Source organism: uncultured Modestobacter sp. (genome assembly GCF_947486615.1).
In the GTDB taxonomy this organism is placed as follows: domain Bacteria; phylum Actinomycetota; class Actinomycetes; order Mycobacteriales; family Geodermatophilaceae; genus Modestobacter.
The window spans coordinates 243,761-265,782 of sequence record NZ_CANKUD010000003.1; the positions used below are offsets into that span (position 1 = coordinate 243,761).

Annotated in this window: 17 protein-coding genes; 10 read left to right on the forward strand and 7 right to left on the reverse strand. The window is 74.2% G+C overall.

The window, feature by feature from the left end; all coding sequences use genetic code 11:
- Position 1: 1 nt before the first annotated feature.
- Positions 2 to 766, forward strand: coding sequence for an SDR family NAD(P)-dependent oxidoreductase (locus Q1A09_RS07390; RefSeq protein ID WP_299953072.1), 765 nt, complete (start codon positions 2 to 4; stop codon positions 764 to 766).
- Here the strand turns inward: Q1A09_RS07390 and Q1A09_RS07395 are convergent.
- A complete protein-coding gene (locus tag Q1A09_RS07395; RefSeq protein ID WP_299953074.1) occupies positions 763 to 4,140 on the reverse strand; it encodes a pyruvate carboxylase in 3,378 nt (1,125 codons plus the stop codon). The two genes, Q1A09_RS07390 and Q1A09_RS07395, sit on opposite strands and share 4 nt — an antisense overlap.
- A 200-nt stretch (positions 4,141 to 4,340) precedes the next feature.
- Here Q1A09_RS07395 and Q1A09_RS07400 point away from each other — a divergent pair, with 200 nt between their 5' ends.
- Positions 4,341 to 5,243: an SDR family oxidoreductase gene (locus Q1A09_RS07400; RefSeq protein WP_299953077.1), complete on the forward strand. Its 903-nt coding sequence runs from the start codon at positions 4,341 to 4,343 to the stop codon at positions 5,241 to 5,243.
- A gap of 603 nt (positions 5,244 to 5,846) precedes the next feature.
- On the forward strand, positions 5,847 to 7,106 hold the full coding sequence (ilvA, locus tag Q1A09_RS07405) for a threonine ammonia-lyase IlvA (protein WP_299953080.1): 1,260 nt from the start codon (positions 5,847 to 5,849) through the stop codon (positions 7,104 to 7,106).
- 152 nt (positions 7,107 to 7,258) lie between these two features.
- Here ilvA and Q1A09_RS07410 read toward each other — a convergent pair whose 3' ends face one another.
- Complete coding sequence (locus Q1A09_RS07410) at positions 7,259 to 8,317, reverse strand: zinc-dependent dehydrogenase (RefSeq protein ID WP_299953081.1); 1,059 nt, start codon at positions 8,315 to 8,317, stop codon at positions 7,259 to 7,261.
- 368 nt (positions 8,318 to 8,685) lie between these two features.
- Between Q1A09_RS07410 and Q1A09_RS07415 the strand changes: the two genes are divergently transcribed.
- The gene (locus Q1A09_RS07415) at positions 8,686 to 10,749 is read left to right on the forward strand and encodes a PTS mannitol transporter subunit IICBA (protein WP_299953084.1); all 2,064 of its coding nucleotides are present in this window, start codon (positions 8,686 to 8,688) and stop codon (positions 10,747 to 10,749) included.
- Positions 10,750 to 10,821: 72 nt separating this feature from the next.
- Here Q1A09_RS07415 and Q1A09_RS07420 read toward each other — a convergent pair whose 3' ends face one another.
- Together Q1A09_RS07420 and Q1A09_RS07425 are read right to left on the reverse strand one after the other, a co-directional pair.
- Positions 10,822 to 11,091 (reverse strand): DUF2277 domain-containing protein, encoded by a 270-nt coding sequence (locus Q1A09_RS07420; RefSeq protein WP_299953087.1) that lies wholly within the window; start codon positions 11,089 to 11,091, stop codon positions 10,822 to 10,824.
- A 147-nt stretch (positions 11,092 to 11,238) separates the two neighbouring features.
- Entirely contained in the window at positions 11,239 to 12,408 is a 1,170-nt protein-coding gene (locus Q1A09_RS07425; RefSeq protein ID WP_299953089.1) for an acyl-CoA dehydrogenase family protein, read from the reverse strand.
- A gap of 129 nt (positions 12,409 to 12,537) precedes the next feature.
- Here Q1A09_RS07425 and Q1A09_RS07430 point away from each other — a divergent pair, with 129 nt between their 5' ends.
- Positions 12,538 to 13,131, forward strand: coding sequence for a TetR/AcrR family transcriptional regulator (locus Q1A09_RS07430; protein WP_299953092.1), 594 nt, complete (start codon positions 12,538 to 12,540; stop codon positions 13,129 to 13,131).
- 103 nt (positions 13,132 to 13,234) lie between these two features.
- Here Q1A09_RS07430 and Q1A09_RS07435 read toward each other — a convergent pair whose 3' ends face one another.
- Positions 13,235 to 14,245, reverse strand: a complete 1,011-nt coding sequence (locus Q1A09_RS07435; RefSeq protein ID WP_299953094.1) for an endonuclease/exonuclease/phosphatase family protein — start codon at positions 14,243 to 14,245, stop codon at positions 13,235 to 13,237.
- Between the two features lie 153 nt (positions 14,246 to 14,398).
- On the opposite strand from Q1A09_RS07435, the gene Q1A09_RS07440 reads away from it, so the two are divergent.
- The 3 genes from Q1A09_RS07440 to Q1A09_RS07450 are packed head-to-tail and all read left to right on the forward strand — an operon-like array spanning position 14,399 to position 17,378.
- The gene (locus Q1A09_RS07440; protein WP_299953096.1) at positions 14,399 to 15,466 is read left to right on the forward strand and encodes an iron ABC transporter permease; all 1,068 of its coding nucleotides are present in this window, start codon (positions 14,399 to 14,401) and stop codon (positions 15,464 to 15,466) included.
- Positions 15,463 to 16,557, forward strand: coding sequence for an iron chelate uptake ABC transporter family permease subunit (locus tag Q1A09_RS07445; protein WP_299953098.1), 1,095 nt, complete (start codon positions 15,463 to 15,465; stop codon positions 16,555 to 16,557). The genes Q1A09_RS07440 and Q1A09_RS07445 overlap by 4 nt, the downstream gene beginning before the upstream one ends.
- Positions 16,554 to 17,378 carry an ABC transporter ATP-binding protein gene (locus Q1A09_RS07450; RefSeq protein WP_299953099.1) on the forward strand — a complete coding sequence of 275 codons (825 nt, stop codon included), beginning with the start codon at positions 16,554 to 16,556 and terminating at the stop codon, positions 17,376 to 17,378. The genes Q1A09_RS07445 and Q1A09_RS07450 overlap by 4 nt, the downstream gene beginning before the upstream one ends.
- Positions 17,379 to 17,459: 81 nt before the next feature.
- Here Q1A09_RS07450 and Q1A09_RS07455 read toward each other — a convergent pair whose 3' ends face one another.
- On the reverse strand, positions 17,460 to 19,307 hold the full coding sequence (locus Q1A09_RS07455) for a BCCT family transporter (RefSeq protein ID WP_299953101.1): 1,848 nt from the start codon (positions 19,305 to 19,307) through the stop codon (positions 17,460 to 17,462).
- Between the two features lie 211 nt (positions 19,308 to 19,518).
- Between Q1A09_RS07455 and Q1A09_RS07460 the strand changes: the two genes are divergently transcribed.
- Positions 19,519 to 20,448: a mechanosensitive ion channel family protein gene (locus Q1A09_RS07460; RefSeq protein WP_299953103.1), complete on the forward strand. Its 930-nt coding sequence runs from the start codon at positions 19,519 to 19,521 to the stop codon at positions 20,446 to 20,448.
- A complete protein-coding gene (locus tag Q1A09_RS07465; RefSeq protein WP_299953105.1) occupies positions 20,445 to 20,987 on the forward strand; it encodes a hypothetical protein in 543 nt (180 codons plus the stop codon). The genes Q1A09_RS07460 and Q1A09_RS07465 overlap by 4 nt, the downstream gene beginning before the upstream one ends.
- A 5-nt stretch (positions 20,988 to 20,992) precedes the next feature.
- Here Q1A09_RS07465 and Q1A09_RS07470 read toward each other — a convergent pair whose 3' ends face one another.
- Positions 20,993 to 22,021, reverse strand: coding sequence for a zinc-binding dehydrogenase (locus tag Q1A09_RS07470; RefSeq protein ID WP_299953107.1), 1,029 nt, complete (start codon positions 22,019 to 22,021; stop codon positions 20,993 to 20,995).
- Position 22,022: the final 1 nt, after the last annotated feature.

Consider the following 22,022-nt stretch of genomic DNA (forward strand, 5'->3'; position numbering starts at 1 on the left):
GATGACGCCCAGCGGAGCACTCGAGGGACAGGTCGCGGTGGTCACCGGGGCGGCGCGCGGCATCGGCCGGGCGATCGCCCTGGAGCTGGCCCGCGCCGGCGCCGACGTCGGCCTGGGTCTGCGGGACGTCACGGCCGACGGCGGGCTCACCGCGGAGGTCGCCGCGCTCGGCCGCCGGGTCGTCGCCGTCCCGATGGACGTCACCGACCTGGCGCAGAGCCGGACGGCGATCGACCGGGTGGCCGACGAGCTGGGGTCGGTCGACGTGCTGGTCAACAACGCCGGCGGTGGCGTGATGGCCTCCGCGCTGGAGCTCACCGAGGCGGACTTCGACGAAGTCTGGGCGCGCAACACCCGCTCGACCTTCTTCCTCGCCCAGCACGCCGCCCGGCACATGGCCCGGGCCGGCGGCGGGGCGATCGTCAACGTCGCCTCGCAGGCCGGCCTGGTCGCCCTGCCCGGTGAGTCGGCCTACTGCACCGCGAAGGCGGCGGTGATCCACCTGACCCGCTGCCTGGCCGTGGAGTGGGGCGAGCTGGGCATCCGGGTCAACGCCGTGGCGCCGACCTTCATCGAGACGCCGGGCACCGAGCCGGCGCTGTCGGACCCGGCGTTCCGCGCCGACGTCGTCGACCGGATCGCCGCGCTGCACCGGATCGGCCGCCCGGAGGAGGTCGCCACCGCGGTGGCCTTCCTCGCCTCCCCCGCCGCCAGCCTGGTCACCGGCCACACCCTCACCGTCGACGGCGGCTGGACCGCCCGCTAGCCGCCGAGGACGACCAGGAGGTCACCGCCCTCCACCTGCTGGACGGCGCCGATCGCCAGCCGCGTCACCGTGCCGGCGCGGGGGGCGGTGATCGCGGCCTCCATCTTCATCGCCTCGATGGTGGCCAGCTGGGCGCCGGCCTCCACCTGGTCGCCCTCGCCCACGCTCAGGGTGACCACGCCGGCGAACGGCGCCGCGACCTGGCCCGGATCGGCGCGGTCGGCCTTCTCCGCGGGCTGGACGTCGGAGGTGACGGACCGATCCCGCACGCTGACCGGCCGCAGCTGGCCGTTGAGGGTGCACATCACCGTGCGCATCCCCCGCTCGTCGGCGTCGGAGACCGCCTCGATGCCGATCAGCAGCCGCACGCCGGGCTCCAGGTCCACCGAGTGCTCGACCCCGGACCGCAGCCCGTAGAGGAACTCCTTGCTGGGCAGCACCGAGGTGTCGCCGTAGGTCTCCCGGTGCGCCAGGAACTCCGTCGTCGGGCCGGGGAACAGCAGCCGGTTCAGCGTCGGCCGCGGCTCCTGCCTCAGGCCGGCGAGGTCGTCGGCCGACAGCTCCGCCGGCGGCTCGGCCGCCCGCCGCCCCTCCAGGGCACGCGAGCGGAACGGCTCCGGCCAGCCGCCGGGCGGGTCGCCCAGCTCGCCGCGCAGGAACCCGACCACCGAGTCGGGCAGGTCGAAGCGGCCCGGGTCGGCGGCGAACTCCTCGACGTCCACCCCCGCGCCCACCAGCTGCAGCGCCAGGTCCCCGACCACCTTGGACGACGGGGTGACCTTCACCAGCCGGCCGAGCAGCCGGTCGGCCGCGGCGTACATCGCCTCGACCTCCTCGAACCGCTGCCCCAGGCCCAGCGCGATCGCCTGCTGGCGCAGGTTGGACAGCTGCCCGCCGGGGATCTCGTGGGTGTAGACCCGCCCGGTCGGGGCCGGCAGCCCCGACTCGAACGGCGCGTAGACCCGCCGCACCGCCTCCCAGTAGGGCTCCAGGTCGTTGACCGCGGTGAGGTCCAGGCCGGTGGCCCGCTCGGTGTGGTCGGTGGCCGCCACGATCGAGGACAGCGCCGGCTGCGACGTCGTCCCGGCCAGCGCCGCGCTGGCGCCGTCCACCGCGTCGACCCCGGCCTGCCAGGCGGCCATCAGGGTGGCCAGCTGCCCACCGGGGGTGTCGTGGGTGTGCAGGTGCACCGGCAGGTCGAACCGCTCGCGCAGCGCGGTGACCAGGGTGGCCGCCGCCGGTGGGCGGAGCAGCCCGGCCATGTCCTTGATCGCCAGCACGTGCGCCCCGGCGTCGACGATCTGCTCGGCCAGCCGCAGGTAGTACGAGAGGTCGTACAGCTGCTCGGCCGGGTCGGAGAGGTCGGCGGTGTAGCAGAGCGCGACCTCGGCGACCGCCGTCCCGGTCTCCCGGACGGCGTCGATCGCCGGGCGCATCTGGCCGACGTCGTTGAGCGCGTCGAACACCCGGAAGACGTCGATGCCGGTGCGCGCGGCCTCAGCGACGAACGCCGTCGTCACCTGCTCCGGGTAGGGCGTGTAGCCGACGGTGTTGCGCCCGCGCAGCAGCATCTGCAGGCAGACGTTGGGCACCGCCTCGCGCAGCGCGGCCAGCCGCTCCCACGGGTCCTCGTGCAGGAAGCGCAGCGCGACGTCGTACGTCGCCCCACCCCAGGCCTCGATCGACAGCAGCTGCGGCGTCGTCCGGGCCACGTGCCCGGCCACGGCCAGCAGGTCCTTGGTCCGCACCCGGGTGGCCAGCAGCGACTGGTGGGCGTCCCGGAAGGTCGTGTCGGTGACCGCCAGGGCCTTCTGCGCCCGCAGGTCGGCGGCGAACCGCTCGGGACCCAGCTCGCGCAGCCGGTCGCGGGAGCCGTCCAGGGGGTGCAGCGCCATGTCCACCCGGGGCAGCTTCTCCATCGGGTCGACCAGGTGCGGGCGCTCACCGTTCGGCTGGTTGACCGTCACGTCGGCCAGGTAGCTGAGGATCTTGGTGCCGCGGTCGGCGGAGCTGCGGGCGGTCAGCAGCTCCGGCCGCTGCTCGATGAACGAGGTGGTCACCCGGCCGGCCCGGAACTCCGGGTCGTCCAGCACTGCCTGCAGGAACGGGATGTTGGTGGAGACGCCGCGGATGCGGAACTCGGCGACCGCGCGGCGGGCGCGGGCGACCGCGATGTCCCAGGTGCGGCCGCGGCAGGTGAGCTTGACCAGCATCGAGTCGAAGTGCGCGCCCACCTCGGCGCCCAGCGTCGCGGCGCCGTCCAGCCGCACCCCGGCGCCGCCGGGCGAGCGGTAGGCGGTGATCCGGCCGGTGTCCGGGCGGAAGCCGTTGGCCGGGTCCTCCGTGGTGATCCGGGTCTGCAGCGCAGCCCCGCGCAGCACGATCGAGTCCTGGGTCAGGCCCAGGTCGGTCAGGGTCTCCCCCGCCGCGATCCGCAGCTGGCTGCCGACCAGGTCGACGTCGGTGACCTCCTCGGTGACCGTGTGCTCCACCTGGATCCGCGGGTTCATCTCGATGAACACGTGCCGGCCCGCAGCGTCGACCAGGAACTCCACGGTGCCCGCGCAGCTGTAGCCGATCTGCCGGGCGAAGGCGACGGCGTCGGCGCAGATCCGTTCCCGCAGGGCCGGGTCCAGGTCAGGTGCCGGGGCGATCTCGATGACCTTCTGGTGCCGCCGCTGCACCGAGCAGTCGCGCTCGTAGAGGTGGATGACGTCGCCGGTGGCGTCGGCCAGGATCTGCACCTCGATGTGCCGCGGGTCCACCACCGCCTGCTCGCAGAACACCGTCGCGTCGCCGAACGCCGACTCCGCCTCCCGCATCGCCGCCTCGATCGAGCTGCGCAACTGCGCCCGGTCGTCCACCCGGCGCATGCCCCGCCCGCCACCGCCGGCGACGGCCTTGACGAACACCGGGCCCTCGATCGCCTCGGCGGCGGCCAGCAGCGTCTCGACGTCGTCGCTGGGCTCGGTGCCCTGCAGCACCGGGAGGCCGGCCTCCCGTGCCGCGGCGATCGCCCGGGACTTGTCCCCGGTCAGCGTCAGCACCTCCGCCGACGGGCCGACGAAGGTGATCCCCGCCTGCGCGCAGGCCTCGGCGAGGTCGGGGTTCTCCGACAGGAAGCCGTACCCGGGGTAGACGGCGTCCGCGCCGGCCCGCTGCGCGGCGCGGACGATCTCGGCGACGTCCAGGTAGGCCCGCACGGGGTGGCCGGGCTCGCCGATCTCGTAGCTCTCGTCGGCCTTGAGCCGGTGGACCGAGTTCCGGTCCTCGTGCGGGAAGACGGCGACCGTGCCGGCGCCCAGCTCGTAGGCGGCACGGAACGCGCGGACGGCGATCTCCCCGCGGTTGGCGACCAGGACCTTCTGGAACACGGGCACGTCCTCTCGGCTCGGGGACGGCCGGCGCTGGCCGTCCTCGTGCCGCCCGACCGTAGTGGCGCGCGGGGTCGCCGTGACCGTGGGCGGCGTCACTCCCCCGAGGAGGCCCGGGGTACGCCGCCGAGCCGGGGCTCAGCAGAACCGGTCGTGCACAACATGCGTGTCCGTCAGCGGCTTCGGGTAGCCGCCGGAGCGTGACCGCTGAGCAGACAGCAGACCGGGCCCCTGATGTCGTCCTCGTTCTGGGCGCCTCCTCCGGGATCGGCCGGGCGAGTGCCGTGGAGTTCGCCCGGCGCGGCGCGTCGCTGGTGCTCTTCTCCCGCAGCCTCTCGGCCCTCGAGGACGCGGCGACCGAGTGCCGGGCGGCGGGGGCGCGGGCGGTGGAGGTCTGCCCCGGCGACGTGCTGGACGCCGACGCGGTGCGGGCCGCCGTGGAGCGGGCCACCGGCACGTTCGGCCGGCTGGACGTCGTCGTCCACTCGGCGACGGTGATGGCCTACGGCACGGTGGAGGACCTCGACCCTGCCGTCTTCGAGCGGGTGGTCGACACCGCGATCCAGGGCACTTTCCACCTCTTCCGGGCGGTGCTCCCGGTCTTCCGCGCCCAGCAGCGCGGGTCGATGGTCGTGGTCAGCTCCCTGCTCGCCTCGGTGGCGACGCCGACGATGGGCGCCTACATCACCGCCAAGTGGGGGCAGCTGGGCCTGATCCGCACGCTCCAGCAGGAGCTGCGCGACCTGCCCGGCGTGCACGTCTCCGCCGTCGCCCCGGGCGGGACGACGACCCCGATCTACTCGCAGGCCGCCACCGTGCTCGGCAACACCGGCCACCCGCCGCCGCCGGTCTACACCCCGGAGCGGGTGGCCCGCACCGTCGTCGCCGTGGTCGACCGGCCCCGCCGGCTCCGGCAGTCCGGCATCGCGAACCCGCTGATCATCGCCGGGTTCCGGCTGCTGCCGCCGGTCTACGACGCCCTCGTCGGCCCACTGCTGAAGGTCTTCGGCTACGCCCGGGACTCGGTGGCCGCCACCACCGGCAACGTCTTCGCCCCGGTGCCGGAGAAGGAGGCCACCCGGGGGCCCTTCCGCGGCATCTGAGCCGCCCACCCGCGGGGGGGGGGGGGGGATCGAGGCCGGCGCCGCCCGACGGGGGCAGCCCCGAGGTCGGTGCGCCGGGGTCGGCCGACCGCCCCGAGAGGTCGGCAGGCACCAGGGCGTCCCCCCACGGGCTGACGCCCCGTCCCCGGACCTACGACCTTCGTCGCGCCCGAGCGAGACCTGCGGACGATGTGCGGGGCCCCCGGCGCGGTGGAGGCTCTCCCCATGACCCAGATCCGGCCGGTCCGCCCGGCCCCGCGGCCCGGGGGCTCGTCCGTGCGCCATGGCCGCACTGCGGTGCGACTCCGGCTCCAGCTGCTGATGACGCGGCTGGCCTTCCCGGCGGCGACCTGATGTCCTGGTACGACCCCGAGGCGGCCAGCTTCCTGGCCGCCCGCCAGCTCGCCGAGGAGGCCCGGCAGCGGCGTCGCGAGGGTGCTCGCCGACGCCCCCGCGCAGCCGGCCGACCCGGCGGCGGCCCGCGGCGCCCGACCCCGCTGCCCCCCGCCCGCCGCCCCCTCGCCGGAGCCTGAGCCGACCGCTGCCACCGGGGCTGATGGCGCGCTCCGCCGCCGGCGGTGGCGCGTCGGGGAGGATGGCGCGGTGACCGACCTCCGCACCGCCTTCTCCGCCGAGGTCTCCGCCGCCGCCACCCGGCTGGCCGGCGTCGCCGAGCGCACCCCGCTGCAGCGGAACGCCCGGCTGTCCGAGCTCACCGGCGCCGAGGTCTGGGTCAAGCGCGAGGACCTGCAGGTCGGCCGGTCGTACAAGGTGCGCGGCGCCTACAACACGATCAGCCAGCTGGACGCCGCCGGCCGGGCCGCCGGCGCGGTGACCGCCAGCGCCGGCAACCACGGCCAGGGCGTCGCCTACGCCTGCCGGGTGCTCGGCGTCCGCGGCCGGGTGGTCGTGCCCGGGACGACGCCGCGGCAGAAGCGGCAGCGGATCGCCGCGCTGGGCGGGGACATGGTCGAGCTCGTCGTCCACGGCGACACCTACGACGACGCGGCCACCGCCGCCGCCGAGCACGCCGCGAGGACCGGGGCGACCCTGGTGCCCGCCTTCGACGCGCTCTCCACCGTGGCCGGCCAGGCGACCGTGGCCCTCGAGCTGCTCGACCAGCTGGGCGCCGCCCCCGACGTCGTCGTCCTGCCCGTCGGTGGGGGCGGACTGCTGGCCGGCTGTGGCACCTGGCTGCGCGAGCACGCCCCCGGCGTCCGACTGGTGGGGGTCGAACCGGCCGGAGCGGCGAACATGGCCGCGGCGCTGGCCGCCGGCCGGCCGGTGGAGCTGGCCGAGATCGACACCTTCGTCGACGGCGCCTCGGTGCGCCGGGCCGGCGACGTCACCTTCCCGCTGGTGCGGGACTCCGGGGCGGAGCTGGTGACGGTGCCCGAGGGGCAGGTCTGCACCGAGATGCTCGACCTCTACCAGGTCGACGGGGTGATCGCCGAGCCCGCCGGCGCGCTGGCCGGCGCCGCGCTCACCGGCGGCTCGGTGCTCGTCGAACCCGGGCAGACGGTGGTCACCGTGCTGTCCGGGGGCAACAACGACGTCAGCCGGTACGCCGAGGTGGTCGAGCGGTCACTGGTGCACCGCGGGCTCAAGCACTACTTCCTGGTCGAGTTCCCGCAGGAGCCCGGCGCGCTGCGCCGGTTCCTCGACGAGGTGCTGGGCCCGGACGACGACATCGTGCTGTTCGAGTACGTCAAGCGGGACAACCGGGAGACCGGGGCGGCGCTGACCGGGATCGAGCTGGGCAGCGTCGCCGGCCTGGCCCCGCTGCTGGCCCGGATCGAGGCCGGTCCGCTGAAGATCCAGCACCTGGCCCCCGGTACGACCGCCTACCGCTTCCTCGTGTAGTCCGGCAGCACTGTGCGCCAGGTGCCCGTCCCGGGGAGGGAACGGGCACCCGGCGCACAGCACCGCCGGGTCTCCCACCTGCGCCCGAGCTCCTCAGCGGTGTGCGCTGAGTGCCCGTTCCGGCCAGGAAGTGGGCACTCAGCGCACAGTGGTCACGGCTCGACGGTGACCTTGATCGCCTCGCCCTTCTGCACGATGGAGAAGGCGTCCAGGACGCGGTCCAGCGGCAGATGTGCGGTGATCAGGTCCTTGACCGGCACCTGACCGGTGGAGATGTACTCCAGGGCCCGCTTGTTGTGCTCCGGAGCCGAGCCGTTGGCGCCGTGGATGTGCAGCTGGCGGTAGTGCACGACGTTGGAGTCGCAGGTGATCGTCGGGTTGGTCTTGGGCAGACCGCCGAAGAAGGAGATCCGGCCGTTGCGGGCGGCCATCGCGATCGCCTGCTCCTGGGTGACGTTGGCGGCCGTCGCGGTGATGATCACGTCCGCGCCCCGGCCCTCGGTCAGCTCCAGGACCCGGGCGACGACATCGGTCTCGGCGCCGTTGATGACCTCGTCGGGCTGGACGGCGTTGGCCGACATCTCCAGCCGCTCGGCGTTGACGTCGACCAGGATGACCTTGCCGACCTTGTGCACCCCGCGGGCGATGCGGATGTGCATGCAGCCGATCGGCCCGGCCCCGAAGACGACGAGGGTGTCGCCCTCCTCGATGCCCAGCAGCTCCTGGGCGTTGATCGCGCAGGCGAAGGGCTCGGCGGCCGAGGCCTCGTCGTAGCCGACGTTGTCCGGGATCCGGTTGAGGCCGTCGACCTTGAGCACCTGCTGCGGGACGATCATGTACTCGGCGAACCCGCCGTCGTACTGGTAGCCGACCGAGGTCTGGTTCTGGCACACGGCCATCCAGCCCTTGCGGCACTCGTGGCAGTGCCCGCACGGCACGGCGGCGATGACCTGCACCCGGTCGCCGGGCGCCCAGGTGCTGCCGTAGGTGGCGTTGACGTTCGCGCCGACCTCCACGACCTCCCCGGCGATCTCGTGCCCGATGGTGCGCGGCGGGGTGAGGTTCTGGTGGCCGTTGTGGAAGATCTTGACGTCGGTGCCGCAGGTCGAGGTGTTCTTGACCTTGATCTTGATCTCGTCCGGGCCGCACTCGGGCTCGGGGACGTCCTCGAGTCGCACGTCTTCCGGTGCGTAGAACCGCAGGGCCTTCATGTCGTCCTCCGAGTGGGTGTCGGTGAGGGGGGTGTCGGCGGGGGTGCCGACCGGTGCCGTCGACCGGGTCGCCCGTCGACCGATGGTGCGTCGAGGCGGTGGTCCGCCGGCGGGGCGGTGCGTGGTCATCGGCGCTGAGGCGACCCACCGCTGGTGTCACCGGTCACTCTAGGACCTGCTGTTCCGCCCGGTTGCGTGGTTCTCGGTGTGAACGTGTGGCTTTCACCCCCTTGACCGTCGCTTCACGGGTATATATACAGACACTCTCACAGACTCGTGACTCCGATCACAGGACTGTGAGCACACCTCTCGCGCTTCGGGACGACTCCGTGCCGAACGACTCCACCCCAGCTCCAGGAAGGTCCGCCATGGCCACGACGAACCCCCCGGCCGCCCGATCGGGAGGGGTCCGGCTGCACGTCCAACGGTTCGGCACCTTCCTGTCGAACATGGTGCTGCCGAACATCGGCGCCTTCATCGCCTGGGGGCTGATCACCGCCCTCTTCATCGAGACCGGCTGGATCACCACCATCGGTGACGCACTCGGCTACAGCGGGGGCTACGGCTTCGTCGAGGACCTCGGCGCGTGGGGCTCCGGCGCCGAGGAGACCGGGATCGTCGGCCCGATGATCACCTACCTGCTGCCGCTGCTCATCGGCTACACCGGCGGCCGGATGATGTACGACGACAACCTCCGCGGCGGGGTCGTCGGCGCCATCGCCACGATGGGCGCGGTCACCGGCGCCGACGTGCCGATGTTCCTGGGCGCCATGGTCATGGGCCCGTTCGCCGGCTGGTCGATGAAGAAGCTCGACGCGCTGTGGGCGCACAAGATCCGCCCCGGCTTCGAGATGCTGGTCAACAACTTCTCCGCCGGCATCTGGGGCGGCATCCTGGCCGTCCTCGGCTTCGTCGGGGCCGGCCCGCTCGTGCAGGCCTTCAGCAACCTGGCGTCCAACGTCGTCGACACCCTGGTCGAGAGCAACCTGCTGCCGCTGACCTCGATCTTCATCGAGCCGGCCAAGATCCTCTTCCTGAACAACGCCATCAACCAGGGCATCCTCACCCCGCTCGGCACCACCGAGGCGGCCGAGGTCGGGCAGTCGATCCTCTTCCTGCTCGAGGCCAACCCCGGCCCGGGCCTGGGCCTGCTGCTCGCCTTCGCCCTGTTCGGCCGGGGTGCGGCCAAGGCATCGGCGCCGGGCGCGATCCTCATCCAGTTCATCGGCGGCATCCACGAGATCTACTTCCCCTACGTGCTGGCCAAGCCGAAGCTGATCGCCGCGGTCATCCTCGGCGGCATGGCCGGCGTGGCCACCAACCTGCTGTTCGGCTCGGGTCTGCGCTCGCCGGCCTCCCCCGGCTCGATCATCGCCGTCTGGGCAGCCTCCCCGCCGAGCAGCCTGGTCGGCGTCACCGCCTCGGTGCTGGTCGCCGCCGGTGTCACGTTCCTGGTCGCCGCCTTCCTGCTGAAGCTGGACAAGGACGACGACGGTGACCTGACCGCCGCGACCGCCGCGATGGAGGCGAACAAGGGCAAGAAGTCCTCGGTCGCCTCCGCGCTGACCGGCGCCGGTGCCGCCCGCACCGATGGCCCGATCCACTCGATCGTGTTCGCCTGCGACGCCGGCATGGGCTCCTCGGCCATGGGCGCCTCGGTGCTGCGCAAGAAGGTGCAGGGCGCCGGGTTCGGCGACGTCACCGTCGTCAACAAGGCCATCTCCAGCCTGACCGACAGCTACGACCTGGTCGTCACCCACGAGGACCTCACCGAGCGAGCCCAGCAGAAGACCGGCTCGGCGGTGCACGTGTCGGTCTCGGACTTCATGTCCAGCCCGCGCTACGACGAGATCGTCGAGATGCTCCAGCGCACCAACGCCGGCCCCGGGGCCGCGGCCGCCACCGCCGCTGCCGCGCCGGACGGCGCCGCGGTGCCCGGCCGCGAGGCCACCGCGCCCGCCGCGGCCGGTGGCGTGGCACGGCTCAACGACGACGGCACCGACGTCCTGGCCGTGGAGAGCATCGTCCTGAACGGCAGCGCTGCCACCCGGGACGGGGCCATCGCCGAGGCCGGCGAGCTGCTGGTCGCCGCGGGGGCGGTCGACGCCTCCTACGTCCAGGCGATGCACGAGCGGGAGACCTCGGTGTCCACCTACATGGGCAACCGCCTGGCGCTCCCGCACGGCACGAACGAGGCCAAGCCGGCCATCCACCGGACGGCGATCTCCTTCGTCCGGTACGACCGGGGCATCGACTGGAACGGCAAGGACGTCTCGTTCGTGATCGGCGTCGCCGGCGCGGGCGACGACCACCTGAAGCTGCTCGGCCGGATCGCGGAGGTCTTCGTCGACCCCGAGCAGGTCGCCCGCCTCGAGGCGGCGCAGAGCCCGGCCGACGTCCGCGCCGTGCTCGGCTCGATGCAGCCCGCCTGACACCGCCCCCGCCTCAGGGCGGGACGTCCAGACACCGGCCCGGCTCCCCTCGTGGGGGCCGGGCCGGTGCCGTCAGCGGGCGTAGCGGACGGCGGCGCGGGCGCGGGCCTGGGCGGCGAGCACCTCGCGGTCCTTGGGCGGGGCGGTGGTGACCAGCTCGGCGAGCAGGTGCTCGGTGGCGTGCGCGATCGCCTCGACCGCCCGGTCGAACGCCGCCTGGTTCGCCTGCGACGGCTTGGCCGACCCGCTGACCTTGCGCACGTACTGCAGCGCCGCCGCCCGCACCTCGTCGGAGGTGGTGGCGGGCTCCAGGTTGTGCAGGACGTGGATGTTCCGACACATGCCCGCACCCTAGGCCCACCCCACGGCCGCCAAAATGGCCATTTTGGCGGTCTCGCCTGGCCGACGCCCGGCGTCGAGTGACAGGTGAGCGGGGTTTCCGGCGGGTCCACGCCCCGCTCAGCTGTCACTCGCGTACGGCGAAGCCCCTCAGGGGACGACGGTGGTGGTGGGGGCGCCGCCGCGGGCCAGGGCGCGGCTGATCACCAGGCGCTGGATCTGGTTGGTGCCCTCGAAGATCTGCATGACCTTCGCCTCGCGCATGTACCGCTCGACCGGGAAGTCGCGGGTGTAGCCGTACCCGCCGAGCACCTGGACGGCGTCGGTGGTCACCTTCATCGCGTTGTCGGTGGCCACCAGCTTGGCGATCGAGGCCTGCTGGCCGTAGGGCTGGCCGGCGTCGCGCAGCCGGGCCGCGGACAGGTAGGTCGCCCGGGCGGTCTCGACGGCGGCGGCCATGTCGGCGAGCAGGAAGCCCAGGCCCTGGTGCTCGATGATCGGCTTGCCGAAGGTCTCCCGCTCCTGCGCGTAGGCGACCGCGTCGTCCAGCGCGCCCTGGGCCAGGCCGGTGGCGACGGCGGCGATCCCCAGCCGGCCGGCGTCCAGCCCGGCGAGGGCGATCGACAGGCCCTCGCCCTCCTCGCCCAGCCGGCGGTCGGCGTCGACCCGGACGCCGTCGAACCGCATGGTGGCGGTGGTCGAGCCGGTGAGCCCCATCTTGCGCTCGGCGGTGTCCGCGGACAGCCCCGCGCTGTCGGCGGGCACCAGGAAGCAGGAGATGCCACGGGCGCCGTCGTCGGAGGTGCGGGCCATGACCTTGTAGAAGTCCGCGTGCCCGCCGTGGGTGGTCCAGGCCTTCTCGCCGGTGAGGACGTAGGAGTCGCCGTCCCGCACGGCGCGGGTGCGCATCGCCGCGGGGTCGGAGCCGGCGTGCGGCTCGGAGAGGCAGTAGGCGCCCAGCTGCTCGCCGCCCAGCATCTCCGGCAGCCAGCGCTGCTGTTCCGGCGTGCCCCGGGTGGCCAGGCCGAAGCAGGAGAGCCCGTGCACGCTCACCCCGACGCCGACGCTGGCCCAGGCGGCGGCGATCTCCTCGAGCACCTGCAGGTAGACCTCGTAGGGCTGCCCGCCACCACCCAGCTCCTCGGCGTAGGGCAGGCCCAGCAGTCCGGCCCGGCCGAGGGTGCGGAAGACGTCGCGGGGGAACTCCTCGTCCGCCTCCGCCGCGGCGGCCCGGGGGGCGAGCTCGTCGCGGGCCAGCTGCCGGGTGAGGTCGAGCAGGTCGGCGGCCTCCTGCGTGGGGACCAGACGACGAACGGGCACAGCGCACCTCCAGGAGGTCCGGGACGCCGTCGTCCCGGACTGGTTGCAGTACTGCCGAACGGTACGCAGTACTGAGCCGGGTACTCAACCGCGCGCCGTTGTTACCCTCCGGTACTCCGGAGGAGGGCCATGACGTCGCTGGACACCCGCAGCACCCGCAGCTCGACGCGGCGCGCGGCGCTGCTCGACGAGCTGGTCGCGGTCTTCCTGGCCGAGGGCTTCGCCGCCTTCACCCTCGACGAGCTGGCCCGCCGGCTGCACTGCTCCAAGACCACGCTCTACGGCATCGCGGCGAGCAAGGAACAGCTGGTCGTGGCCGCGGTCAAGCGCTTCTTCCAGCGTGCGACGACCGCGGTCGAGCAGCAGGCCACCGGCCCCGGCGACCACCGGGAACGGATCAGCTGCTACCTGCTCACCGTCGCCGCTCAGCTCCAGCCCGCCTCACCGGCGTTCTTCGCCGACCTCGCCGCCTTCGCCCCCGCCCGGGAGATCTACCAGCGCAACACCCGCGCCGCCGCCGACCGGGTGCAGCAGCTGGTCCGGGAGGGGGTCGCCGCCGGCACCATCCGGCCGGTGCACCCCTCGTTCGTCGGCGTCGCGGTCGCCGCGGTGATGAGCGCGATCCACCGGGGCGACGTCACCGCCGCCACCGGCCTGGACGACGCCGCCGCCTACCGGGAGCTCGCCGACCTGGTCGTCGCCGGGATCGCCCCGCCCCGCTGACCGTCGTCCAGGACCCCGTCGGCCAGGACACGGGCCCGGTCAGGGCCGGGCTCGTTCGGGGCCGGGCTCGTTCAGGGCCAGGCTCGTTCAGGGCCAGGCTCGTTCAGGGCCAGGCGAGGTCGGCGACCATCGGGGAGTGGGTGCTCGCCCCCCGGTCGCCTTCCCTGCTGCTCAGCGGGCGCAGGCCGCTGACCAGCACGGCGTCCACCCGGGCCACCCCGGGCCCGGGTCCGCGGGTGAGCGCCGGCCAGGTGCCCACCGCCCGGTGCACGTCGGTCAGGCCGGCGCGGGTCAGCACGTGCAGCGGCCGGTTCAGCGGGGAGGAGTTGAGGTCGCCGCCGAGCACCACCGGCCGGCCCCGGTCGACCAGCCCGGCGACGACCTCGGCGTAGCGCCGGGCCTCGGCCACCCGGGTGCGCGCCGCCTCGCCGGTGCCGCCGGCGGGGTTGGCCTCACCCCCGGCGGGTGTGCAGCCGACGCACGGCGAGGCCAGGTGCACCGAGAGCACGTCGAGCTCCCGCCCGTCGACGTCCAGGGTGACCAGGTCGGTCGCGCGGGCGCCGGCCGGCAGCCCGGTCACCCGGTCGGCGCCGACGATCGGGTGCCGGGACAGCACGGCGTCCCCGTCGCCCAGCCGGCCGCCGGTCAGCGGCCCGAGGTGCAGGTGGGGGTAGTCGGCCAGGGCCCGCAGCTCGGCCCGCCGGGCCACCGTGACCTCCTGGAGCAGCACTACGTCGGGCCGCTCCTGCTCGACCAGCGCGCGCAGGCCGTCCAGCGGCCGTCCGTGCGTCACGTTGTAGGCGGCCACCCGCAGGTCGGCGGCGGCGTCGTCCCCGGTGAACCGGTTGACCAGGTACGGCCCCTGCAGCACCAGGACGGCGACGGCCGGCACCAGCAGCGCCGCGACGACCCGCCAGGCCCGGCGGACGGCGGCCAGCACGAGCAACGCCGGCGCCGGGGCCAGCCACCAGGCGGAGAACAGCGCGGCCGTGTAGGTGGCCGCCGTCCGGTCGCCGACCACGCCGACGGCGAGCAGCACCGCGGTGCCGGCGACCCCGTAGCCGGCCGCCAGTCGCCGCCACGGCCACCGCGGCCGGGGGTCTGGTCCGGGCACGAGCACCATGGTGCGGGCCGCGGGCGGTGAACCGGCCCGTTCCGCCGACGGGGTGGAGTCGGCTTCGTCACTCCCCCCGCCCGCGCAAGTGGGTAAGGTCAGCCTCACCAATCCGGCCGGGACCCGGCTGACCGCCGTCCCCAGGAGTCGCACGTGGCGCAGCGCACGGCCACCGGGCCCCCCGAGGAGGCGATCGCTGCGACCCCGCGCCGGGGACTGCTCCGGGGCGCGGTCGGCCGATCGCTGGGCCTGTGGCTGCTGCTCCTGCTGGTGCTGGCGGTCTGCGCGCTGAGCATCACCGTGGGCACCCGGCCGATCGGCCTGGGCACCGTCTGGCAGGCGCTCACCGACGCGTCCACCCCGGGCGACGAGACGGTGATCATCCGGGAGCTGCGGGTGCCCCGAACCCTGCTCGGCGTGCTGGCCGGGCTGGCGCTGGGCGTGTCGGGTGCGCTGATGCAGGGGCACACCCGCAACCCGCTGGGCGACCCGGGCCTGCTGGGGGTCACCGCCGGTGCCGCGTTCGCCGTGGTGCTGTCCATCTCCGTGCTCGGGCTGTCCACCCCGAGCGCCTACGTCTGGTTCGCCTTCGCCGGGGCCCTGCTGGGCAGCGTCGCCGTCTTCGCGATCGGCTCCGGCCGGGGCGGTGCCACCCCGGTCAGCCTGGCGCTGGCCGGCACCGCGCTCAGCGCCCTGCTGTTCGCGCTGGTCTCCTCGATCACCATCAGCAGCACCGACACCCTGGACGCCTACCGCTTCTGGATCGTCGGCGCCCTGGCCGGCCGGGACGCCTCGGTCGCCACCCAGGTGGCCCCCTTCGTCGTCGTCGGCCTGCTGCTCGCCCTGCTCAACGCCCCGGCGCTGAACCTGCTCAACCTCGGCGAGGACGTCGCCCGCGGCCTGGGCCAGCGGATCTGGGTGGCCCGCAGCGTCGGGCTCGGCGCGATCACCCTGCTCACCGGTGCCGCGACCGCCGCCTGCGGGCCGATCGCCTTCGTCGGGCTGGTCGTGCCGCACGTCGCCCGGGCGGTCACCGGGCCCGACCACCGCTGGCTGGTGCCGTACTCCGGCCTGCTGGGGATCGTGTTCCTGCTGCTGGCCGACGTGCTGGGCCGGGTGGTCGCCCGCCCCGGCGAGCTGCAGGTGGGCATCGTCCTGGCCGTCGTCGGCACGCCGTTCTTCATCGCCCTCGTCCGCCGTCGCCGGCTGGTGACGCTGTGACCCTGACCGCTCCGACCCGGGCCCCCGAGCAGCGCAGCCGGCCCCGCCGGGTGCTGCGGGCCGGGTCGGTCTCGGCCACCTACCGGCTCCGCCAGCTGGTCGTGCCGCTGGCGACGGTGGTCGTGCTGCTGCTGGCCGCCGCGATCAGCATGGGGCGCGGTGACTACCCGATCAGCATCCCGCAGGTGCTCGGGGCACTGGTCGGGCTGGGCGATGACACGCAGCGGTTCATCGTCACCGAGCTGCGCGCCCCGCGGATCGTCGCCGCCGTGCTCGTCGGCCTGGCGCTGGGCATGTCCGGCGCGCTGATCCAGACCTTCGCCCGCAACCCGCTGGCCAGCCCGGACATCCTGGGCGTCAACGGCGGCGCGGCGATCGGCGCGGTCAGCGTGATCGTCTTCGCCGGCACCGGCACGACCGCCGCCGGGGTGCTCGGCGGCATCGGGCTGCCGCTGGCCGCCCTGCTCGGCGGGTTCGTCATCGCCTTCGCGGTGTTCGGCCTGGCCTGGCGCAAGGGCGTCGACGGCTACCGCCTGGTGCTCATCGGGGTCGGCCTGTCCGCGATGTCCCACGCGGTGGTGCAGTACCTGCTCACCCGCAGCACCATCTGGGACGCCGCCGCGGCCAACGTCTGGATCACCGGCTCGCTCAACGGCCGGGGCTGGGACGACGTCCTGCCCCTGGCGCTCGCCCTGGCGGTGCTGGTGCCGGCCGCGCTCGCGCTGGGGCGGGTGCTCAACGTGCTGCAGTTCGGCGACGAGACCGCCCGCGGGCTGGGGGTGCGGGTGCCGCTCGCCCAGGGCACCGTCGTCGTGGTGGCCGTCGCGCTGGCCGCGTTCGCCGTCTCCGCGGCCGGGCCGATCCAGTTCGTCGCGCTCGTCGTGCCGCAGATCGCCGTCCGGCTCACCGGGGGCTCCCGGCCCCCGCTGATCGCCTCCGGCCTGCTCGGCGCGCTGCTGCTGGTGGCCAGCGACCTCACGGCGCGCACCGTGCTCACCGAGGCCTTCCCCGTCGGGGTGGTCACCGCGGTGGTCGGCGCGCCCTACCTGCTCTGGCTCCTCGTCCGCGGAAGGCGGCGATCGACCCTGTGACCGCTCTCGACACCCCCACCACCACGCCGACGGACCGGGTGCGCCTGGCCGCCGAGCGCGTCCGGTTGGCCTACGGGGAGAAGGTCGTCGTCGACGACCTGGACCTGCAGCTCACCGACGGGTCGTTCACCGCGATCGTCGGCCCCAACGGCTGCGGCAAGTCCACCCTGCTCAAGGCGCTGGGCCGGCTGCTGCGCCCCACCGCCGGCAGCGTGCTGCTCGACGGCCGGGCGATCACCTCCACCCCGACCCGCGAGGTCGCCAAGGTGCTCGGCCTGCTGCCGCAGACCCCGCTGGCCCCGGAGGGCCTGACCGTGGCCGACCTGGTCGCCCGCGGCCGGCACCCGCACCAGAGCTGGCTGCGGCAGTGGTCCTCCGACGACGAGGCGGTGGTCGCCGAGGCGCTGCGCTGGACCGACATGGCCGAGCTGGCCGACGCCCCGGTCGACGCCCTCTCCGGCGGGCAGCGGCAGCGCGCCTGGATCTCCATGGCACTGGCCCAGGGCACCGACCTGCTGCTGCTGGACGAGCCGACCACCTACCTCGACCTGGCCCACCAGGTGGACGTGCTGGAGCTGGTCGGCCGGCTGCACACCGAGCGGGGGCGCACCGTGGTCGTCGTCCTGCACGACCTGAACCTGGCCGCCCGCTACGCCCAGCGCCTGGTGGCGATGAAGGACGGCGTCCTGGTCGCCGCCGGCACCCCCGCGGAGGTGCTCACCGAGCAGCTGCTGGCCGACGTCTTCGAGCTGGAGGCCCGCGTCGTCCCCGACCCGGTCACCGGCACCCCGATGGTGGTCCCGGTCCGCCGCCTGCGCTGACTCCGCGGCCCGGCCCCACGGCGCCCCGGACGGCCAGTGGCCCCCTCGCCGGTCGGCGAGGGGGCCACTGGGTGGAGCGGGTCAGGCCCGCGGTTCCTCGGGGCCCTTCGACGAGACGACGGTCCGCGGCTGACCGTCGCCGTCCTGGCTGTGCTCGACGACCAGGGCGAAGTCGTCACCGTGCCGGGTGATGCCCTCCACCACGGCCTGCTCGACGGCCTCGTTGGCGTAGGCCCGGCGCAGCGCCATCGGGTCCGAGCGCAGGTCCTTGGTGAGCGCGATCGCCAGGCCGATCATCACCAGTGCGAACGGCAGGGCGGCGATGATCGTGAGGTTCCGCAGCCCCTGCAGCGCCTCGTCGCCTCCGACGAGCAGCATCACGGCGGCCACACCGCCGGTCAGCAGGCCCCAGAACACGACCATCTTCGAGGTCGGCTCCCGGGTGCCCCGCTCGGAGAGCGACGCCATCACGATGGAGGCGGAGTCCGCACCGGTGACGAAGAAGATCCCCACCAGCAGCATCACCAGCACGCTGGTGACCGTGGCCCAGGGCAGCCCCTGCAGCAGGCCGAACAGCTGGCCCTCGGCGGTCGACTGGCCGACGAGGTCCTCCCCGGACCGCTGGGCGCCGATCCCGGCGCCGCCGAAGATCGCGAACCAGAACAGCGTCACGACGCTGGGCACCAGCAGCACCCCGGCGATGAACTCGCGGATGGTGCGGCCGCGGCTGATCCGGGCGAGGAAGACACCGACGAACGGCGTCCAGGAGATCCACCAGGCCCAGTAGAAGACCGTCCAGCCCGACAGCCACTCGGCCATCGGGTCGCCGCCGGAGGCGTTGGTCCGGGCGGCCATCTCCGGCAGGTCGGCGACGTAGGAGCCCAGCGCGGTCGGCACCAGGTTCAGCATCAGCACGGTCGGGCCGACGACGAAGACGAACAGCGCCAGCACGAACGCCAGGACGACGTTGATGTTGGACAGCCACTGGATGCCGCGGGCGACGCCGGAGAAGGCCGAGGCGACGAAGGCAGCGGTCAGCACCGCGATGATGCCGACGGTGGCCGCGTTGCCCACCGGGCCGAGCCAGCCGAGGATCTCCAGCCCGCTGCCGATCTGCAGCGCGCCCAGGCCCAGCGAGGCGGCGGTGCCGAACAGCGTGGCGAAGATCGCCAGGACGTCGATCACCTTGCCGGCCGGCCCCTCGGCGACCCCGCGGCCGAACAGCGAGGTGAACGCGGAGGAGAGCAGCTGGCCGCGGCCGCGGCGGTAGGTGCCGTAGGCGACGGCCAGGCCGACCAGGGCGTAGAGCGCCCACGGGTGCAGCGTCCAGTGGAAGAGCGTGGTGGCCATCGCGGTGGTGACGGCCTCGTTGGTCTCGCCCTCGACGGTGCCCGGCGGTGGCGAGACGAAGTGCGACAGCGGCTCGGAGACGCCGAAGAACATCAGGCCGATGCCCATTCCGGCGCTGAACATCATCGCGATCCAGCTGATCGTCTTGAACTCCGGCCGTTCGCCGTCACCGCCCAGCGGGATGCGGCCGTAGGCGCTGGCCGCGAGCCAGAGGACGAAGACGACCACCGCCGAGGCGAGCAGCACGAAGAACCAGCCGAGGTTGCCCTCGATCCAGCCCAGCGCGTCGGCGCTGGCGGTGCCCAGCCCGGTCGGGCTGACGAACCCCCAGGCGAGGAAGGCCAGCGAGACCACGGCGGCGACGCCGAACACGGTCTTGTCCAGCCGCGGCCGGCGCTCGTCCTCGTGCGCGGGCGGCTGGGCGATGGCCGGGTGCAGGTCGCTGGGCACCTCGGGGTCGAGCACGTCGTCGATCGTCTGGGCGGACCGATCGGGCTGGTCGGGCGTCGCGGCGGCCTCGGCGGCGCTGGTGGCGCCGCGCGGCTGCTGGCCGGGCGGATCAGTGGGTGTCGTGGTCACGTGGTGTGGCGCCTGGTGGGCGCCCCTCCAATCGGGTCGGCGCACAGGTCGGACGGCGGCCCCGTGACTGGAGCGCCGTCTCCGCAGGACACCGTGCTCCCTGCGGCCCGCTGAGCGCAAACGCAGGTGATCACGATCGCGTCTCGGCCGGTCGCGTTCCGGAGCCCCCCGGCCACCCACCGGAGGCGCCGGCAGGCCACACTGGACGACGATGAACGTGCTCGCAGCAGGCCCGGTCACCGACACGCTGTACTGGCTCCGCGGCCCCGCCCTGGACGCGCTGCTGATCGTCCTCGGCGCGGTCCTGCTGGCCCGGCTGGTGAGCTGGGCGGCCAACCGGATCACCGACCGGATCGACGCCGCCGAGACCGGCTCCGACGCGCTGGTGCGCTCGGAGGCCGCCAAGCACCGGCACTCCCTGACCCAGGTGATCAGCTGGGCGGCGATCGTGCTGATCTGGTCGATCGCGATCTTCTTCGTGCTGGACACCCTCGGGCTCCCGGTCACCGGTCTGGTCGCGCCGGCCACCGTGCTCGGCGTCGGGCTGGGCTTCGGCGCCCAGCGGGTGGTCGGCGACGTGCTGGCCGGTTTCTTCCTGATCACCGAGCGGCAGTACGGGTTCGGCGACGTGGTCGCCATCCAGGTGGTCGGCGGGATGGAACCGGCGTCCGGGACGGTCGAGGACGTCACGCTGCGGATCACCCGGGTGCGCTCGGTGGACGGCGAGGTGGTGATCGTGCCGAACGGGCAGATCGTCAAGGTCACCAACCTCTCCCGCGACTGGGCCCGGGCCGTGGTCGACGTGCCGGTGCCCTCCACCGCCGACGTCACCCGGGTGCAGGAGGTGCTGCGCGAGGTCGGCAAGCAGGCCTACGACTCGCCCCGGCTGCACAAGCTGCTGCTCGACGAGCCCACCGTGATGGGCGTGGAGAGCCTGTCGCTGGACGAGGTGAACCTGCGGGTCGTCGCCCGGACGCTGCCGGGCAAGCAGTTCGACGTGGGCCGTGACCTGCGCGCCCGGGTGGCGCTGGCGCTGTCCCGCGAGGGCGTGTCGCTGCGGGCCACCAGCGCGACCGACGGCGTGAGCGTCCAGGACGAGGCGCTGGCCGAGGACCGGGCCCGCAGCGGAGGTGCCGCATGACCCGGCCCGCCGACGAGCAGCCCACCACGGTGCTGCCGCAGCAGACCGTCGAGCAGCCGTCCGCGAACGCCGCGCCGGCCACCCGCGGGACGTCGCTGTGGCACCGGCACGTGCCGGCCCGGATCGGCCGGGCGCGCACGTCGACGCTGGTGATCGGCGCGCTGTTCGCGGTGCTGTTCGTGCTCAACCTGCTGCTCCCCCGCCCGGACAGCGGTACCACCGACGTCGTCCTGCCCAGCGGGGAGACGGTGCCCGTGCCCAACTCGCTGATCCCCAGCGACGCCCGCACCACGACGACCCCGACGCCGACCAGCACGCCCACGGCGCCGAGCACCCCGGTCCCGGCGGACGACGGCGAGGACGAGGAGCCGGTGACCACCCCGACGCGGTCCCCCAGCCGCACCCCGGTGCAGACCAGCACGCCGGCGCAGACCACCCGCACGCCGCCCTCGACCAGCCAGACCACCGAGGACGAGACGACGGAGCCCGAGCCGACCGACGTCACCGACGACGAGGCGACGACGACGACGACCGACTGAGCCGCTCAGAACGAGGTGACGACCGCGATCCCCGGCTCCCGGCCGATCGCGGCCAGCGCCGCGCCGGCGTCGTCCAGGCCCAGCTCGCGGGTGACCAGCAGCTCCGGGCGCAGCCGGCCGGCGGCGATCAGCGAGAGCATCGCCGGGTAGTCGGCGGCGGCCATGCCGTGGCTGCCGAGCAGCGCGAGCTCGCCGGCGATCACCAGCTCCATCGGGATCTCCGGGCGGCCGAGCGCCGGCGGCAGCAGGCCGACCTGCACGTGCCGGCCGCGCCGCCGCAGGCTCCGGACGGAGTTCTGGCAGGTCACCGCCGCGCCGAGGGCGTCCAGCGAGACGTGCGCGCCGCCGCCGGTCAGCTCGGCGATCTGCGCCGGGACGTCGCCCGCGCCGTCCACCACGTGCTCCGCGCCGAAGGCACGGGCCAGCTCCAGCGCCCCCGGGGCGACGTCGACGGCGACCACCCGGGCGCCGGCGGCGACGGCGACCTGGACGGCGGACAGCCCCACCCCGCCGCAGCCGTGCACGGCCACCCACTCCCCCGGCCGCACCTGGCCGACCCCGGTGACGGCCCGGTGGGCGGTGGCGAACCGGCAGCCCAGGCTGGCCGCCGTGGCGAACGACATCCCCTCCGGCAGCGCGACGAGGTTGACGTCGGCGGCGTCCAGGGCGACGAGCTCGGCCAGCGAGCCCCAGTGGGTGAACCCGGGCTGGGTCTGGTTCAGGCACACCTGCCCGGCGCCCTCCCGGCACGGCGCGCAGTACCCGCAGGCGCAGACGAACGGCACGGTCACCCGGTCACCCACCGACCAGTTCCGCACCCGGCTGCCCACCGCGGCCACCGTGCCGGCCAGCTCGTGGCCGGGCACGTGCGGCAGGACGACGTCCGGGTCGTGGCCGGACCAGCCGTGCCAGTCGCTGCGGCAGATGCCGCTGGCGCCGACCCGGACGACGACGCCGTCCGGCGCCGGCTCCGGATCGGGCACCGCCCGGACCGTCAGCGGACCACCGAACTCCTCGAACACCAGCGCGCGCACC

Coding starts and splice junctions, on each gene's coding strand:
- Q1A09_RS07390 (WP_299953072.1), top strand. CDS start 2: ATGACGCCCAGCGGAGCACTCGAGGGACAGGTCGCGGTGGTCACCGGG.
- Q1A09_RS07410 (WP_299953081.1), bottom strand. CDS start 8,317: ATGAAGGCCCTGCGGTTCTACGCACCGGAAGACGTGCGACTCGAGGAC.
- Q1A09_RS07415 (WP_299953084.1), top strand. CDS start 8,686: ATGGCCACGACGAACCCCCCGGCCGCCCGATCGGGAGGGGTCCGGCTG.
- Q1A09_RS07420 (WP_299953087.1), bottom strand. CDS start 11,091: ATGTGTCGGAACATCCACGTCCTGCACAACCTGGAGCCCGCCACCACC.
- Q1A09_RS07430 (WP_299953092.1), top strand. CDS start 12,538: ATGACGTCGCTGGACACCCGCAGCACCCGCAGCTCGACGCGGCGCGCG.
- Q1A09_RS07460 (WP_299953103.1), top strand. CDS start 19,519: ATGAACGTGCTCGCAGCAGGCCCGGTCACCGACACGCTGTACTGGCTC.
- Q1A09_RS07465 (WP_299953105.1), top strand. CDS start 20,445: ATGACCCGGCCCGCCGACGAGCAGCCCACCACGGTGCTGCCGCAGCAG.